This is a genomic window from Gracilibacillus suaedae (assembly GCF_017599345.1).
Lineage (GTDB): Bacteria > Bacillota > Bacilli > Bacillales > Amphibacillaceae > Gracilibacillus > Gracilibacillus suaedae.
In genome coordinates, this window is sequence record NZ_JAGFVL010000035.1 from 163687 (window position 1) to 180067 (window position 16381).

Genomic DNA, 16381 nt, shown 5'->3' on the forward strand with positions numbered 1-16381 from the left:
AAACGGGTTTTAAACGGGGTGATCAGGCGAATCATTGGAAAGAAATCGTTTCCTCAGTTTTAATGTCAATTCTTTCTCCATCAATAAAGAACTGGGTATGGACATACATTTTATGATCCCCTTTTTCAAGAGCAGGAAAATTCAATGGTTGCTCTGGGTGATACTGGTACCCAGGTTTCATCTGTTTGGTTATCGGACTACCAGTAAAAGTTGCATTATCTGCATTAATAGTAACTTGAGTTAGCGGTGTTCTGTGCTGAATCATCATATTTTCTTCCCCAATATATTGAATAGACCGCAACACTTGAAAACCATCACTAGTTTCTTCTGCGCGTATATGTACAATAAAATCCTCATATTGTTCTTCAATCTTGACTGTTTCAACTAAAGATGCTTTCTGTAAATCCTTAATAACAAACAGTAGGACAGTCCCAATACAAGCGATTATAGCGATGACAATTGTGTATTTCTTCCACACATGCCACTCCTCCTCGCCATTTTTCTTTTCTTATATAGACGTATTTCCTAAGCGTTTGGTTTCATTTCTTTTATAAATTTTAAATGTATACTTTTTTAAAACTTCTACAATATATGTATAAGGCTATTTCATATAGGGAGGAAAAAAGATGAAAGTGTTACATATATTCACTACAATCATGTGCATCTTAATACTTGCCGCCTGTAATAATCAAGGTAATTCCTCTACAACTCAAAGTGATTCATCCGATATCGTCATGTTGAGTTCAGAAACGTCAGATGTACATGAGGAAAAGTCTATTCCAAGCATAGCACAAACCTATTTGGACGACCAGACAAATGACATTGCTTCATACAAAGCAATTCACCTTGAAGATCAGCTTTTTGTTGCCTTTAATGCAACACCTCTTAAACAAGCTGTTGAACAAAAAATAGAAAAAAGAGTAAAAAAAGACCTAGAAACATTAACGGATATCAAAGAAATTCAAGTGACTTCTGATCAAAAATTTTTTATGGAGTTAACCAAGCTAGAAAATCAACAATTGTCAAAGGAAGAAGCTCAAAAAAAATTAAAGAAACTCAAAAAACTTTTGAAAGAAAAAACGTGATGGAGGATAAGCAATGAAGGATCACCATACAAATTACAAGGATTATGAAAAAGCCCAAGAACCTAAAAGACCATTACTAAAAAACTGTATAAAGGCTTTTTTAATTGGTGGGCTTATTTGTGTCATTGGACAGGTAATATCAACCATTTATATGTACTTCTTTGACTTCACCGAGCAAACTGTTGGTAATCCAACAGTTGCAACTCTGATTTTTATCACCATGTTACTTACTGGGTTTGGGCTTTATGATCGTATTGCTCAATTTGCAGGGGCGGGTACGGCTGTTCCTGTTACAGGATTTGGTAATGCTGTAATTTCTGCAGCAATTGAACATCGTACAGAAGGATTTGTACAAGGTGTCGGTGGAAATATGTTTAAACTTGCTGGGTCTGTAATTCTTTTCGGTGTATTTTCTGCATTTATTATAGCTTTAATTAAAACTATTTTTTCTTATTGGAGTGGCGCATAATGATGACAGGTAAACAAACATGGGTATTTGATACCCCACCATCCATCATTTCAACAGGAGTTGTTGGAGGACCATTAGAAGAAAAAGGGAGTATTCCTAATGACTTTGATTATTTCTATACTGATCAATGGATGGATGAAAAGTCATTTGAACTCGCACATCAACATATGATCGAAGATGCTTGTCACTTAGCCATTGAGAAAGCCAATTTGGAGACAAGTGACATCCAGTTTTTTCTACATGGAGATCTTATCAATCAGTTAACTCCATCAAACTTTGCAGCAAAAAGTTTATCTATCCCTTATTTTGGTATTTTTAACGCTTGTGCAACTTCAATGGAAGGTTTAGCTATAGCAGCACTGATCATCAATCAAATGAAGGCTGATTATGTTATGACCGGAGCTGCAAGTCATACTTCTGCTGTTGAAAGACAATTTCGTTATCCTAATGAATATGGAAGTCAAAAACCTGACACTTCTCAATTAACAGTTACTGGTGCAGGCATTGCCATTCTTTCAAAGAATGGTACAGGTCCAAAAGTAACATCAGCTACCATTGGAAAAGTCGTAGACAGAGGCTTGAAAGATCCTTTTAATATGGGTGGTGCTATGGCTCCAGCTGCTTATGATACCATCACTAGACATTTGAAGGATCGAAATATTTCTCCAGATTATTATGATTACATTATAACCGGAGATCTCGCTCAAGTCGGCCGTGAAATTTGCTTAGATTTATTCAAACAAAATAATTATCAAATTAATGAAAATCAATTTGTTGATTGCGGGTTAACCATCTATAAACCTGATCAACCGATATTTGCGGGTGCTAGTGGGGCAGCATGTTCGGCAGTGGTTACATATGGCCACTTCATCAATAAGCTGTTGCAAGGAGAATGCAATCGCATTTTAGTTGCAGCTACAGGTGCTTTGTTATCTCCCCTAACCGTTCAACAAAGACAAACAATTCCGTGTATTGCACACGCAGTATCTATTGAAAATGCTTAAAAAAGAGGTGGTCTAAAATGGTTTTTTTATGGTCTTTTATAGTTGGGGGACTAATCTGTGTAGTCGGTCAGTTATTACTTGATATAGGAAAGCTGACTCCCGGTCATACCTTAAGCACATTGGTTGTAGCTGGGGCTATTTTAGATGGGCTCGGATTATATGAGCCGTTAATTGATTTTGCTGGGGCTGGTGCTACAGTTCCGATCACAAGCTTTGGTAACTCACTTGTTCACGGTGCATTAGAAGAGGTTGAGAAACACGGATTGATAGGTGTTGTTACAGGTATGTTTGAAGTAACAAGCTCCGGTATTTCTGCAGCAATCATCTTCGGAATGATAGGCGCCATCTGCTTCAAAGCAAAAGGTTAAGAAAGAACAAACCACATCCATTTTTGGATGGTGGTGGCTTGAATACTTTAAGTGCCCAAAATCGGCAGATGGAGCCGCATTAGGTCCATCTGCTTTGCTTTTTTTTACATATGAATATATATTTTGCCTAGTTGCTTTTGTGTCTCTAAATAAGTGAAGGCTTTATCTATATCAGCCAGTGGATAACCTTTATCAAGCAGTGGCTTTATATTATGTTTTTCGATGAAATCAATCAACTCGCGTAACTCTTCCCTACTCCCCATTGTCGAGCCGATTAGTTTGTATTGTCCGTAAAAAAACGAACGCAAATTAAATGTAATCTCATCGTTAGTAGACGAACCAAAGGTAACTATTCTGCCACCTTTTTTAAGTACTTCTAATGACTTGTTAAAGGTAGCACCGCCAATACTTTCAATCACCATATCAACCATTTCATCAGCTAATACAGTTTCCCAATCTTCATCGGTTAAGATTCCTCGGTCAAATCCTAACTGCTCTGCTTGCTTTAATTTATCAGAATCTCTAGAAGAAGTTATCACTCTTGCTCCTACTGCTTTAGCCATCTGGATGATAAAGGATGTTACTCCACCACCAACACCAGGAATAAATAATGTCTCGCCTTTTTTTATTTGCCCTTGAGTAAATAAAGCACGGTAACCAGTAAGAGCAGATAATGCAAAAACTCCTGCTTCTTCCCAATTGAGATGCACTGGTTTTCTCTCAACAAAGGCTTCTGCAATAAGAATTTTTTCAGCGAATGTACCATTAAATGGCACTCCCACAATCTCAAAGTCTTTCGGTGGTGCCTCTGAGTTATTATACCAGTTTAAGCCAGGATTAATAAGTACCTCCTCCCCAACCTGAAATCGAGAAGATCCTTCACCAGCTTTCTCAATCACACCAGCTCCGTCAGATCCAAGAATATAAGGATCAGGTTTACTTCCAACCCGATCTTTTATTTTCAAATCCCTGTGATTTAACCCTGCTGTTTTTAAGCGTACTAAAACTTGCCCTGCTTTCGGCTCTAACTCAGGCATATCTACTAATTGGTATGTCCCGTTTTGGACAACATATGCTTTCATATTAGCACTCCTTTCTTCTCTTATGTAAAGCTTTGTTATTGTTCATGCTATTCTTTAATAACCCTTGCATCTGACCAATGCCTTTTGTTCCTAACAAAGGATATTGAATACTCTCTGCTTGCTGAAAAGTTTGATTAATAATTGGTTGATATTTTTTTCCTGTTAACACAACGATGTCCTGAAACAAATCCAAACCCTTTTCCTTTAATTGATTCCTTAATATGTCAATCGTTATTACTTCTGGATCATTAGGGCGAAATGTGACATCGTAATTCCCCGGTATCATATCATCTGGTAATAACAATCCGTACTTTCCAGATATAATAACCCAATTATCGAAATGTAATTCTACATATTGACGGCACAAACGGTGCAATACACCTATGTACGCATTTTTTGCTTTAGTTGGACCTGTACTAGGGATTTTATCCCATATTTTCTTCTTCCCACAAGGGATAATACCTAACTGCGACATGATCATCTCTCCATTCTAATCACTCTATTATATATAACTAAATGGCAACCTGTAAAACGCAAAAAATATTGTCAGAATAAAACGAGATAACAGCAACATTGTTATCGCTTACAGTCGTCTTTACCAAGAAGAAATGTCAGAAAATTATTAAAAAACGGTTGACCAAAAGGCTTTTTGGTTGTATTATTGTCGTCAATCAGATATTTCAGAAAATTAAACATTTTTTAAAAAATATCTGTAGACAGGATAGAATCAATCGTATAGTATAAATTATAGAATATATATATAAAACGTTGACGGGAATAAAGGATTAGGATTATGTATTTAAAGAGAGCCGAGGATGGTGGAAGCTCGGTAATACACCCTATTCCGAATACTCATCCCAGAGTGCTATGTTGAACAGTCTTTCTTAGTAAGCATAGCCAGGTGTTCATACACCTGTTACCAAAATGAAGCTATCTATGAATGTAGCTTCATAAGGCAATATTTGTAAGAATATTGCGAATCAGGGTGGTACCGTGAAAAGAAAGGCCTTTTCTCCCTTGTTTTTGCTATCTCAGTAGCAACAACAAGTTAGAAATGGCCTTTTTTCTATAATAAAGAAAATGAAATGATTATATTATATTTAATTTTTCAGATTCTAACATTTAGGAGGGATTATAATGGAAAAAACACAAAAGCAAGCACAATCAGCTACAGACTATAATGAACCCAAAACAGGTGCTGATCTACTCGTCGAATCGTTAATTAACGAAGGTGTCGATACATTATTCGGTTACCCAGGCGGAGCAGCTTTGCCTATTTTCGATGCTCTTTATAAAGCTCAGGATGCTTTCGAACAAATCCTAGCTCGACATGAACAAGGCTCAATACATGCAGCAGAAGGTTATGCAAGAGTTTCTGGAAAGCCTGGTGTTGTCGTTGCAACATCAGGACCAGGTGCAACCAACTTAGTAACTGGTATTGCCGATGCGATGATTGATTCTTTGCCGATGATCATCATTACAGGTCAAGTTGCCCAAGGAGTAATTGGAACGGACGCATTTCAAGAAGTAGATGTAATGGGTGTGACTACGCCTATTACGAAGCATAATTATCAAGTTCGCGATGTTAAAGATCTACCTCGCATTGTCAAAGAATCGTTTCACATTGCAACAACAGGGCGTCCTGGACCAGTATTAATTGACATACCGAAGGATATTTCTGGTGAGGTGGTTGAAGCAGATTTCAAAGCAAATGTGGAATTAGATTTACCAGGATATCAACCAACAACCAAACCTAACCCATTGCAAACGAAAAAGCTTGCTGAAGCAATTGGTAAGGCAAAAAAACCAGTTCTACTAACAGGTGCAGGTATCTTATTTGCAAAAGCTTCCGAGGAAGTACAAGAGTTTGCCGAGAAATATTCTTTACCTGTCGCCTCTACTCTGCTAGGTTTAGGAGCATTCCCTGGTGACCATCCATTATTTATGGGAATGGCAGGTATGCACGGGACATACGCTTCCAATACCGCTTTATATGAATGTGACTTATTAATCAATATTGGAGCAAGGTTTGACGACCGTTTAACCGGTAAATTAACATCCTTTGCACCTAACGCAACAGTAGCTCACATTGATATTGATCCAGCAGAAATTGGTAAAAACGTTGCCACAGATATACCGATTGTTGGAGATGCCAAGGCAGCAGTACAGAAACTTTTATCACATGATATCCAACATCCTGAGCATGATGAATGGCTTGTCCGCATTCACGAAAACAAAGAAAGCTATCCACTATGGTTCAATAACCCTGATCAGGAGATGATCGGACAATGGGTTATTAAGAAAGTCCATGAGGCAACCAAAGGAAATGCTATTGTGACTACTGATGTGGGGCAACATCAAATGTGGGCCGCACAATATTACACCTTCACCAAACCTGACAAATGGGTATCATCTGGTGGCTTAGGAACAATGGGTTTTGGTTTTCCAGCAGCAATTGGTGCACAGCTTGCTAAGCCTGATGAGACAGTTGTTGCTATCGTTGGTGACGGTGGTTTTCAAATGACTCTTCAGGAGTTATCAATCCTGCAAGAAAAGGGATTGCCAGTCAAAGTAATCATTGTAAATAATCAAGCATTAGGAATGGTTAGACAATGGCAGGAAAAATTCTATTCTGAGCGTTATTCACAATCTATTTTTAGTATTCAACCTGATTTTGTTAAATTGGCTGAATCTTATAATGTTAAAGGGTTACAAGTAACAACACAAGATGAGTTTATTCAAGCATTGCCTGAGATTTTTGATTATGAAGGTCCAGTAGTAGTTGATGCTCGCGTCTTGCAGCAGGAAAATGTATTCCCAATGATAGCACCTGGTACAGGATTAAATGAAATGATTGGGGTGAAACCATGAAACGTATAATAACTGCAACGGTCAGAAATCGCAGCGGAGTGTTAAACCGCATCACAAGTCTCTTACAACGACGTCAATTTAACATCGAAAGTATCTCTGTTGGCAGAACTGAAACAGAAGGTATGAGTAAAATGACATTTGTTGTTGATGTTGAAGATTCACAAAAGTTAGAACAAGTAACGAAACAGCTAAACAAACAAATAGATGTTATTAAAGTTTCGGATATTACGGATAAAGCTATTGTCTCACGTGAGCTTGCACTGATAAAAATTGTCAGCAACAGCCAATTACGCGCAGAGGTTCAGGGCATTATTGAACCATTCCGTGCTTCAATTATCGATGTAAGTAAAGATAGCTTATCCATCCAAGTTACTGGTAAGCCAGATAAAGTCGAAGCATTAATTGAACTGCTAAGACCCTATGGCATTAAAGAATTAGCACGCACAGGCTTAACAGCTTTTGTTCGTGGACAGCAGCCCAATACAGACGGTAGCTTTCAATCACTATTAGGTTAATAATAATTTCATTATTATATAATATTAAAAAATATGGAGAGGATGTAGTTTATTATGACTAAAGTACTTTATAACAACAATATTAACGAAGAGGTATTACAATCCAAAAAGATCGCGATTATCGGTTATGGCTCTCAAGGCCATGCACATGCATTGAACTTAAAAGAAAGTGGTTTTGATGTAGTGGTTGGTCTTCGTAAAGGTCGTTCTTGGGATAAAGCGGTAGAAGATGGTGTGGACGTAAAATCTGTAGCAGATGCATCTAAGGAAGCAGATGTTATTATGATCCTACTTCCTGATGAATATCAACCATCCATTTATAAAGAGGCAATTGAGCCAAACTTAGAAGCTGGAAATGCACTAGTATTTGCTCATGGATTTAATATTCACTTTAATCAAATCGTACCTCCTGCAGATGTGGATGTATTTCTAGTAGCACCGAAAGGACCTGGTCATTTAGTGCGCAGAACATATGAAGAAGGTGCTGGTGTACCTGCACTTTATGGTATTTTCCAAGATGCGACAGGCCAAGCAACAGATGTGGCTCTAGCCTACGCAAAAGGGATCGGAGCCGGTCGCGCTGGTATTCTAGAAACAAGTTTCCAAGAAGAAACAGAAACAGATTTATTCGGTGAGCAAGCTGTACTTTGTGGTGGTACTTCTGCTCTTGTAAAAGCTGGATTCGAAACACTTGTAGAAGCTGGATATCAACCAGAAGTTGCCTATTTTGAATGTCTACATGAATTAAAACTAATCGTAGACCTACTTTATGAAGGTGGATTAGAAAACATGCGCCACTCTATTTCTGATACTGCTGAATGGGGTGACTTTATGTCAGGTCCTCGAATTGTTGACGAAGATACAAAAGCACGTATGAAAGACGTATTATCTGATATCCAAACAGGTAAATTTGCTCAAGGTTGGATTCTTGAAAATCAAGCTAATCGCCCTCGTTATACTGCTATTAAGAAAGCAGAAAGCGAACATCAAATTGAGAAGGTAGGTAGAGAACTGCGTGAATTAATGCCATTTGTTAAGCAAAAGGCAATTAATAAAAAGGAAGTGGTCTCTAGTGACTCAAATTAAGATTTTTGATACGACACTTCGTGATGGTGAACAATCACCAGGTGTCAATCTCAATCAGCTAGAAAAATTAGAGCTTGCTAAACAATTAGAACGCTTTGGGGTAGATGTCATGGAAGCAGGGTTCCCTGCTTCCTCCAAAGGCGATTTTGAAGCAGTGAAAAAAATTGCTGAAACAGTGAAGAATGTATCTGTAACTGGTTTAGCTCGTGCAGTTAAATCCGATATTGATGCTTGTCGCGATGCTTTAAAAAATGCGACTCAACCTAGACTTCACGTTTTTATTGCCACCTCCCCTATTCATATGGAATATAAATTAAAGAAAACGCCAGAAGAAGTGATTGAAACAGCTGTTGAAATGGTCCAATACGGTAAACAATTCTTTGATCATGTTGAATGGTCTGCAGAGGATGCATCACGTACTGACTTAGATTTCCTGGTAAAAATTATTGAAAAAGTAATTGATGCTGGTGCTACCGTGATTAACTTACCTGATACAGTTGGTTATACTATGCCACGTGAATACGGTGCAATGTTTAAGTATATTAAAGAAAATGTACCAAACATAGATAAAGTTGATCTTTCTTGTCATTGCCATGATGACCTAGGGATGGCTTTAGCTAACTCTATTGCGGCAGTAGAAAATGGTGCTACACAAGTCGAAGGTACAATTAACGGTATCGGTGAACGTGCAGGAAACGCATCATTGGAAGAGTTTGCTGTAGCATTAAAAATTCGCAATGATTATTATCCTTATCATACTAATTTAGTTTTAAATGAAATTAAACGTACTAGTGATATGGTAAGTAAATTCACTGGTATGACGGTACCTGGAAACAAAGCGGTTGTTGGACGAAATGCTTTTGCACATGAATCTGGCATTCACCAGGATGGTGTATTAAAAAATGCACAAACGTATGAAATTATTACACCAGAATTAGTCGGTGTTCATTCTAATAACCTTGTATTAGGTAAGCACTCAGGTCGTCATGCATTTACAGATAAAATTAAGCAGCTTGGATACGACCTTACAGAAGACAAAATAAAGGAAGCATTTAAGGCGTTTAAATTATTAACAGATCGCAAAAAAGAAGTCACAGACGATGATTTGTTTGCAATCCTTACTGACATTCAAACAGATACCTCGAATGTGAAACGTTATCGACTGCAAAATTTTCAAGTTCAATATGGATCAAATGATCAGCCTAGTGCAACAGTGTCACTTTCTACTCCTGATCATGAACAAGTAGAAGATACGAGCACAGGTTCAGGTAGTGTGGAAGCACTATATAACACATTAGATCAAATAATTACGGAAGAAACACACCTTACTGATTTTCAACTAAATTCAATTGGTCAAGGTCGTGATGCACTCGCAGAAGTACATGTGAGCTTAACCGTTGATGGAAAGACTGTAAGTGGACGCGGTTCCGCACAAGATGTGTTAGAAGCTGCTGTGCAAGCATATCTAAACGGTGTAAACCGAGCTATTTACCAAAAAAAAGCAATCTAAGTCGGTATGTAGGAGGTCAATGAATTGAGTAAAAACATCGTCCTGCTTCCGGGTGATGGAATTGGAGCAGAAGTTATCTATTCTGCCAAAGAAGTCCTAGAAGCAATTAGCAAAAAATATCATAAAGCTTTTGAATTTTCTTCATATGACATCGGTGGAGTTGCCATTGATAATCATGCTACTCCTCTTCCTGACGAAACGGTAGAAGCTTGTAAGAGTGCTGATGCTGTTTTATTAGGTGCAGTAGGTGGTCCGAAGTGGGATAATAATCCTTCCGATTTAAGACCCGAACGTGGTTTGCTGGGTATCCGTAAAGCGCTAGATTTATATGCGAACCTGCGCCCTGTTAAAGGCTTTAAAAATCTTTTACATGCATCTCCACTAAAAGAAGAAATCATACAAGGCAGTGACTTATTAATTGTCCGTGAACTAACTGGTGGTTTATATTTTGGAAGACCAAGTGAACGACTTGATAATGGGAATGCTGTTGTGGACACATTAGCATATACCCGAAAAGAGATGGAACGTATTATCGATAAAGCCTTTCAAAGTGCAGAGTTACGTAATAACCACCTAACCTCTGTTGATAAGGCAAATGTGTTAGAATCTAGTAAACTATGGAGAGAAATTGTCGAAGAAAAAAAAGGAGAATATCCAAATGTTACCGTTGAGCACGTATTAGTCGACGCTGCGGCAATGAAACTGATCACAAACCCGACACAATTTGATGTGATGGTAACAGAGAATATGTTTGGTGATATTTTAAGTGATGAAGCTTCTGTTCTAACTGGATCACTTGGGATGCTCCCTTCTGCCAGCTTAGCAGAAGATGGTGTTGGTTTATATGAACCTGCGCATGGTTCTGCACCTGATATTGCTGGTAAAGGTATTGCCAACCCAATTGCAATGATCCTTTCAGCTGCCATGATGCTACGATATTCGTTTGATATGAATGAAGAAGCACAAGCAATTGAAGATGCAGTAGAAAAAGTATTAAATCAAAACTATCACACAGCAGATTTAAAAAATGACAAAGGAAAACTAGTCAACACAACCGAAATGACACAGTTAATCGTTGACGCAATCCAATAATAAGACGGAAAACTTCGGCGTACCTATTCCAAATAGATAAACGCCGATCTTTTTCTAAATGAGCAACTAGTTTTCTGGAGTGAATAAAAATATCCCACAATAGATATATTTTTCAGCAGTGTTGAGCAATACAGTCTTATCTTGGTAAAAACTAATAAGTAAGGAGTGAAACAGATGAGAAAACCGAAGACTATTATTGAAAAGATTTGGGAAAAACATATCGTCCATCATGAAGAAGGGAAACCTGATCTTTTATATATTGACTTACACTTAGTCCATGAGGTTACTTCCCCTCAAGCGTTTGAAGGGCTTAGAATCAATAATCGAAAAGTACGCAGACCTGATCGTACCTTTGCAACCATGGATCACAACGTACCAACGATCCACCGTAATGTTATCAAAGATGAAGTATCCAAAACACAAATGGAGACATTAAAAGCAAACTGTGAAGAGTTTGGTGTACCTTTAGCAGATATCCACCATCCTGACCAAGGTATCGTACACGTCATCGGGCCAGAATTAGGATTGACACAACCTGGTAAAACAATTGTTTGCGGTGACAGTCATACTTCTACTCACGGAGCATTCGGTGCATTAGCCTTCGGTATCGGTACCAGTGAAGTAGAGCACGTATTAGCTACCCAAACCATTTGGCAGCAAAAACCAAAAACATTAAATGTGAAAGTCAATGGAAAATTAGGTACAGGTGTAACAGCAAAAGACTTAATTTTAGCAATTATCGGTAAATTTGGTGTGAAATTCGGTACCGGATATGTTATCGAATATACTGGAGAAGCAATCCGAGATCTATCTATGGAAGGTCGTATGACAGTCTGTAATATGTCGATTGAAGCTGGTGCTCGTGCAGGTTTGATCAGCCCGGATGACACAACCGTTGAATTTTTACGCGGAAAACGCCATGTTCCAAACGGTCAAGAATTCGAGCAGCTTGCTGAAGAATGGAAAGCACTAGCAACAGATGAAGGTGCCATTTATGATGAACAAGTCGAAATTGATGCGGATGAAATTGAACCACAGGTTACATGGGGAACAAACCCTGGTATGTGTATTCCCGTGAGCGCAAACGTTCCAACAGTTGATGATGCAAACCATGATAATGAACGTGAAGAAATAACGCGTGCTTTAGAGTACATGGGACTTGAAGGCGGAGAACCGATCTCTTCTGTTGAAATTGAACACGTATTTATCGGATCTTGTACTAACTCTCGACTTGCAGACTTACGTAGAGCATCTGAAATTGTGAAAGGCCACAAAGTGAACCCTAATGTTCGAGCTATTGTTGTCCCTGGTTCTCATAGTGTAAAAGCTCAAGCCGAAAAAGAAGGCATCGATCTTATCTTTAAAAATGCTGGTTTTGAATGGCGTGATGCTGGATGCAGTATGTGTCTTGCCATGAACGATGACGTTGTTCCGGAAGGCGAACGTTGTGCTTCTACTTCTAATCGTAATTTTGAAGGTCGTCAAGGTACTGGTGCTCGTACACACTTAGTAAGTCCTGAAATGGCTGCAGCAGCTGCAATCAAAGGACACTTTGTTGATGTTCGACATTTATCCATTCCAACACCAAGCTAAATGTTAAAGGAGGCTACCAAAATGGAACCAATCCGTAAACATGAAGGGCTAGTATACCCTTTAAATCGTGCGAATATTGATACTGACCAAATCATTCCCAAACAATTTCTAAAACGTATTTCACGTCAAGGATTTGGTCAATTCGTTTTTTATAACTGGCGTTTTGACTCAAAGGGCGAATTGCGTAACGATTTCTCTTTAAATCAGCCAAAATATCAAGGAACATCTATCTTAGTTGCCGGAGAAAACTTCGGCTGTGGATCTTCCCGGGAACATGCACCATGGGCATTACAGGATTATGGCTTTAGAGTGATCATAGCTCCAAGCTATGCTGATATTTTTTATAACAATTGTACGAAAAATGGCATCTTACCTGTTAAATTAACAGAAGAAGAAGTACAAACCTTAATTAACAATGCGGAAGCCGATCAATATCACGTAACTGTTGACCTTGAAGTAAAAAAAGTCTATGACAATCAAGGTTTTGAAGCTTCTTTTGACTTAGATGACTATAAGCGAGAAATGCTTCTAAATGGTTGGGATGAAATTGCTGTTACCTTAACACATGAAGGTAAAATATCTCAATTTGAACAAGCAAATGGTTAATCGAAAAAGCTGATTTCCTTAGATAAGGAGGTCAGCTTTTTTTAATGACATTCTATAATATATCCTCTCCTCTCTTCTTTTCCTTTATCCATTTAATTTTCCAAAATCATCTTTAGTGGGATATGAAGATTCGGACATACTAACAGATATAAGGAGGTGTAATATTTGCTACATCCCACAGAAATACAACAATGCAAACAGGAATTATTAACACGAAAAAAAGAAATTAAAGAGCATCTCAAAGATCATTTCGGCTTAGAGCAAGCTGTCAATAAAGAATCCGTTTCAGAATTATCCAATTACGATAATCATCCAGCTGATACAGGTTCAGAGTTATTTGAACGTGAAAAAGACATTGCGCTTAATGAACATGAGGAAAAAGAATTAGCTGATATTAAACACGCATTACAAGCGATCGACAATGGAACATATGGAAAATGTGAAATCTGCCATAGCGATATACCTGCAGAACGTGTGATGGCAATACCTACCACTACTCATTGTATGATGCACGCAGAACACGAAGTCAAGAAACAAAGACCGATTGAAGAAGATATTCTCCACTCCAATATCGATGAACAGGAATTAGAAGGTTATGACCATACGATATTTGATGGTGAAGACGCATGGCAAAGTGTAGAAATGTACGGTTCCTCTGATGGCCCTTCAGACTTTTATGATACAGAAAAAGATTATGATGATATGTATTACCATTCAGAAGAACAAGTCGGAAGTGTAGAGGAACTGGAAGGATTTTTATTAGCTGATATGGATGGAAAATATATTGGCGTTAATGAAAGACATGAAAAATATGAAGATTATTTAGATGAAAATGATATCAAGTCGATTTTATATGATCAGTAACATCTTTATGTAGGACCATCTATTATATAGTTGGTCCTACATAATACTTTACTCAAGATGTTTAGGAGGTGGAGTTTGGTGTTGTTTATTGGCTACCTCTTGAAATATATTGCCTTGATTCTTAGCATTTTGATTGGAAGGGTTTATATTATCCTGTAATGTGTTTATCTTCATTTGTAATTGTTGCAATTGGTGTACAAGTTGTTGTAAATCACCTTTTGTCATAGGTTGAGCTTCAGATTTTAACATATACCCTAGCTGCCCATTTGGTTCTAATGTTGCCCATTCTACATCACTAATATTACTCACGTTTTGCTGACGTAACAACATTTCTAATAAGTCTACAGATATTCGGTACTTTTTTAAATTCTTTTCAATAAGTTGGCCATTTTCGATTAAGGTAACTGACTTCCCAGTAATAATTTTTTCTGCTATATCCCATTTAATTTGTGAATACTCCATCACAATTAAGGTAAGAATCAAAATTGCCCCTACTCCAAATGTTACCCAGATATTTTCACCAGATATAGGCTGAATGAGTAAGGATCCTATACCGATCATCAGGACAGTTTGTGCTAAAGACATTTGGGATATTGATTTTCTGCCGGCTACGCGAAGTAGTAACGTTCCTATAATAATAATTAAAATAGCTTTCCATATCCAATCAAATTCCATCAGTGTCCATCCTTTCGATATCTGGCTGAGCCTAGTCTATCGTTTCCTAAGTAAAGTACTCAAGTCTTGCATTTGGAAAGAACTTTATATCGTCTTTTTCCCTCATCTAATTCTAATTTTGCGGATATGTATTACGATAAAATACATAGACAATATCCCTGGCTTGATATTCATTCTCTTGCAAGTCCATTAGGATCACTTCCTACTTTTCTTCCTTCATAGGATGTCTTGTCATAAATGGATTATGTATGTTTTTTACTAAATGATTTCAAGTATTGCCAATATACCTGAAATAGCGTAAAAGTATAATAAATACTTTTGGTCCTTACCATTCTTACGGATAAAGCAAGCTATCTGGGCATATTGAGATCTTAAATGCTGAAATGTATGCTATCTTATAAAAATATGCTTGTAGAGAGAAATAAATGGGTCTCTCTACAAGCACAATCACATAAAGTACTTTAATCATCTTATTTAATAGTCACTATCAGTTGCTTCGCCTTTTACAATGGCTACACTTGCACTTGCTCCAATTCGGGATGCCCCTGCATCGATCATTGCTTGCGCTGTTTCTAAATCACGTACGCCACCAGAGGCTTTCACCCCAATATCTGGCCCGACTGTTTTACGCATTAAGGCAATATCTTCTGTTGTTGCTCCTCCGGTTGAGAAACCTGTAGATGTCTTAACATAGTCAGCACCTGCTGCAACAGCTAACCGGCATGCTGTTTCTTTTTCTTCCTGCGTTAATAAACATGTTTCAATAATTACTTTTACTAATGCCTTTCCAGATGCAGCCTGTACAACTCCTGCGATATCTTTTTGAACTAGCTCCTGTTTTCCATCTTTTAAGGCTGCAATATTTATTACCATGTCAACTTCTGTCGCACCTTTTTCGATAGTATATTTCGTTTCAAAAGCTTTAACTGCCGAAGATGTCGCACCTAATGGGAAACCAATCACCGTACAAACTGCTACATGGCTTCCTTTTAATAATTCTTTCGCATAGCTAACCCATGTCGGATTGACACAAACAGAGTAAAAACCATATTCTTTCGCTTCATTACATAACGTCTCAATTTGTTCATTTGTTGTATCTGGTTTTAATGCAGTATGATCAATTTTGTTTGCTAAAGTCATGTTCATCCTCCTTCATTATTTTACATTGGACATATCATCAGCAATAAATGCACCTGGAAGTAACTCCCTAACCGTGGTTTCTTGTACATCTCCTTGAAGATTCGTTAACAGTACTTTCATATCAGGTTCACAAAGCTCTGCCAAGACTTGACGACAAGCTCCACACGGTGATACGGGGCGATCTGTATCTGCCACGACAGCTATCATTTCAAATTTATTAGAACCTGTTGCATACGCATGAAATAAAGCAGTTCTTTCACCACAATTAGTCATGGAGTAAGCAGCGTTTTCGATATTGCAACCGTGGAAAATGTTTCCTTTGTCATCCAATAATGCCGCGCCTACTTTAAACTTGGAATACGGTACATATGCTTTTTTACGTGCCTTTTTAGCCTCTTCTATTAATTGTTTTTCCATCTCG

18 protein-coding genes are annotated in these 16381 nt (G+C 37.8%); 12 read left to right on the forward strand and 6 right to left on the reverse strand.

Annotation, left to right across the window (positions count from 1 at the left end; all coding sequences use genetic code 11):
• Positions 1-31 precede the first annotated feature (31 nt).
• The gene (locus tag J5J03_RS10580) at positions 32-478 is read right to left on the reverse strand and encodes a hypothetical protein (RefSeq protein ID WP_208589416.1); all 447 of its coding nucleotides are present in this window, start codon (positions 476-478) and stop codon (positions 32-34) included.
• 148 nt (positions 479-626) lie between these two features.
• Between J5J03_RS10580 and J5J03_RS10585 the strand changes: the two genes are divergently transcribed.
• From J5J03_RS10585 to spoVAE, 4 genes are read left to right on the forward strand one after another with little or no spacing between them, the layout of a single operon-like run.
• The gene (locus tag J5J03_RS10585; protein WP_208589418.1) at positions 627-1085 is read left to right on the forward strand and encodes a YhcN/YlaJ family sporulation lipoprotein; all 459 of its coding nucleotides are present in this window, start codon (positions 627-629) and stop codon (positions 1083-1085) included.
• A gap of 13 nt (positions 1086-1098) precedes the next feature.
• Positions 1099-1554, forward strand: a complete 456-nt coding sequence (gene spoVAC, locus J5J03_RS10590; RefSeq protein ID WP_208589420.1) for a stage V sporulation protein AC — start codon at positions 1099-1101, stop codon at positions 1552-1554.
• On the forward strand, positions 1554-2558 hold the full coding sequence (gene spoVAD, locus J5J03_RS10595) for a stage V sporulation protein AD (RefSeq protein WP_208589421.1): 1005 nt from the start codon (positions 1554-1556) through the stop codon (positions 2556-2558). The genes spoVAC and spoVAD overlap by 1 nt, the downstream gene beginning before the upstream one ends.
• A gap of 17 nt (positions 2559-2575) precedes the next feature.
• Complete coding sequence (gene spoVAE, locus J5J03_RS10600; protein ID WP_208589422.1) at positions 2576-2926, forward strand: stage V sporulation protein AE; 351 nt, start codon at positions 2576-2578, stop codon at positions 2924-2926.
• A gap of 104 nt (positions 2927-3030) precedes the next feature.
• On the opposite strand, the gene J5J03_RS10605 is transcribed toward spoVAE, so the two are convergent.
• Together J5J03_RS10605 and J5J03_RS10610 are read right to left on the reverse strand one after the other, a co-directional pair.
• The gene (locus J5J03_RS10605) at positions 3031-4008 is read right to left on the reverse strand and encodes a zinc-binding dehydrogenase (RefSeq protein WP_208589423.1); all 978 of its coding nucleotides are present in this window, start codon (positions 4006-4008) and stop codon (positions 3031-3033) included.
• A gap of 1 nt (position 4009) precedes the next feature.
• Positions 4010-4483, reverse strand: coding sequence for a DUF6884 domain-containing protein (locus J5J03_RS10610; protein WP_208589424.1), 474 nt, complete (start codon positions 4481-4483; stop codon positions 4010-4012).
• Positions 4484-5145: 662 nt separating this feature from the next.
• On the opposite strand from J5J03_RS10610, the gene ilvB reads away from it, so the two are divergent.
• The 8 genes from ilvB to J5J03_RS10650 all read left to right on the forward strand — a co-directional run bounded on the left by ilvB (position 5146) and on the right by J5J03_RS10650 (position 14145).
• Entirely contained in the window at positions 5146-6879 is a 1734-nt protein-coding gene (ilvB, locus tag J5J03_RS10615; protein ID WP_208589425.1) for a biosynthetic-type acetolactate synthase large subunit, read from the forward strand.
• On the forward strand, positions 6876-7394 hold the full coding sequence (gene ilvN, locus J5J03_RS10620) for an acetolactate synthase small subunit (RefSeq protein ID WP_208589429.1): 519 nt from the start codon (positions 6876-6878) through the stop codon (positions 7392-7394). Before ilvB ends, ilvN begins: the two co-directional genes overlap by 4 nt.
• A 54-nt stretch (positions 7395-7448) precedes the next feature.
• Complete coding sequence (ilvC, locus tag J5J03_RS10625) at positions 7449-8480, forward strand: ketol-acid reductoisomerase (protein ID WP_208589430.1); 1032 nt, start codon at positions 7449-7451, stop codon at positions 8478-8480.
• On the forward strand, positions 8467-9990 hold the full coding sequence (locus J5J03_RS10630) for a 2-isopropylmalate synthase (RefSeq protein WP_208589431.1): 1524 nt from the start codon (positions 8467-8469) through the stop codon (positions 9988-9990). The genes ilvC and J5J03_RS10630 overlap by 14 nt, the downstream gene beginning before the upstream one ends.
• Positions 9991-10014: 24 nt before the next feature.
• A complete protein-coding gene (gene leuB / locus J5J03_RS10635) occupies positions 10015-11082 on the forward strand; it encodes a 3-isopropylmalate dehydrogenase (RefSeq protein ID WP_208589433.1) in 1068 nt (355 codons plus the stop codon).
• 174 nt (positions 11083-11256) lie between these two features.
• Entirely contained in the window at positions 11257-12675 is a 1419-nt protein-coding gene (gene leuC, locus J5J03_RS10640; protein ID WP_208589434.1) for a 3-isopropylmalate dehydratase large subunit, read from the forward strand.
• Between the two features lie 21 nt (positions 12676-12696).
• Positions 12697-13281, forward strand: a complete 585-nt coding sequence (gene leuD, locus J5J03_RS10645) for a 3-isopropylmalate dehydratase small subunit (protein WP_208589435.1) — start codon at positions 12697-12699, stop codon at positions 13279-13281.
• 165 nt (positions 13282-13446) lie between these two features.
• Positions 13447-14145, forward strand: coding sequence for a TraR/DksA C4-type zinc finger protein (locus J5J03_RS10650; RefSeq protein WP_208589436.1), 699 nt, complete (start codon positions 13447-13449; stop codon positions 14143-14145).
• A 48-nt stretch (positions 14146-14193) separates the two neighbouring features.
• Here J5J03_RS10650 and J5J03_RS10655 read toward each other — a convergent pair whose 3' ends face one another.
• The 3 genes from J5J03_RS10655 to J5J03_RS10665 all read right to left on the reverse strand — a co-directional run bounded on the left by J5J03_RS10655 (position 14194) and on the right by J5J03_RS10665 (position 16377).
• Complete coding sequence (locus tag J5J03_RS10655; protein WP_208589437.1) at positions 14194-14820, reverse strand: DUF421 domain-containing protein; 627 nt, start codon at positions 14818-14820, stop codon at positions 14194-14196.
• 474 nt (positions 14821-15294) lie between these two features.
• Positions 15295-15966, reverse strand: a complete 672-nt coding sequence (deoC, locus tag J5J03_RS10660; RefSeq protein ID WP_208589438.1) for a deoxyribose-phosphate aldolase — start codon at positions 15964-15966, stop codon at positions 15295-15297.
• Positions 15967-15975: 9 nt separating this feature from the next.
• Positions 15976-16377, reverse strand: a complete 402-nt coding sequence (locus J5J03_RS10665; protein ID WP_208589439.1) for a cytidine deaminase — start codon at positions 16375-16377, stop codon at positions 15976-15978.
• Positions 16378-16381 lie beyond the last annotated feature (4 nt).

Bases quoted from the DNA above. Each gene is read 5' to 3' on its own strand.
- J5J03_RS10655 (WP_208589437.1), bottom strand. From the start codon at position 14,820: ATGGAATTTGATTGGATATGGAAAGCTATTTTAATTATTATTATAGGA.
- ilvC (WP_208589430.1), top strand. From the start codon at position 7,449: ATGACTAAAGTACTTTATAACAACAATATTAACGAAGAGGTATTACAA.
- leuC (WP_208589434.1), top strand. From the start codon at position 11,257: ATGAGAAAACCGAAGACTATTATTGAAAAGATTTGGGAAAAACATATC.
- ilvB (WP_208589425.1), top strand. From the start codon at position 5,146: ATGGAAAAAACACAAAAGCAAGCACAATCAGCTACAGACTATAATGAA.
- J5J03_RS10605 (WP_208589423.1), bottom strand. From the start codon at position 4,008: ATGAAAGCATATGTTGTCCAAAACGGGACATACCAATTAGTAGATATG.
- spoVAE (WP_208589422.1), top strand. From the start codon at position 2,576: ATGGTTTTTTTATGGTCTTTTATAGTTGGGGGACTAATCTGTGTAGTC.
- J5J03_RS10665 (WP_208589439.1), bottom strand. From the start codon at position 16,377: ATGGAAAAACAATTAATAGAAGAGGCTAAAAAGGCACGTAAAAAAGCA.
- J5J03_RS10585 (WP_208589418.1), top strand. From the start codon at position 627: ATGAAAGTGTTACATATATTCACTACAATCATGTGCATCTTAATACTT.
- ilvN (WP_208589429.1), top strand. From the start codon at position 6,876: ATGAAACGTATAATAACTGCAACGGTCAGAAATCGCAGCGGAGTGTTA.
- spoVAD (WP_208589421.1), top strand. From the start codon at position 1,554: ATGATGACAGGTAAACAAACATGGGTATTTGATACCCCACCATCCATC.
- spoVAC (WP_208589420.1), top strand. From the start codon at position 1,099: ATGAAGGATCACCATACAAATTACAAGGATTATGAAAAAGCCCAAGAA.
- J5J03_RS10610 (WP_208589424.1), bottom strand. From the start codon at position 4,483: ATGTCGCAGTTAGGTATTATCCCTTGTGGGAAGAAGAAAATATGGGAT.
- deoC (WP_208589438.1), bottom strand. From the start codon at position 15,966: ATGAACATGACTTTAGCAAACAAAATTGATCATACTGCATTAAAACCA.
- leuD (WP_208589435.1), top strand. From the start codon at position 12,697: ATGGAACCAATCCGTAAACATGAAGGGCTAGTATACCCTTTAAATCGT.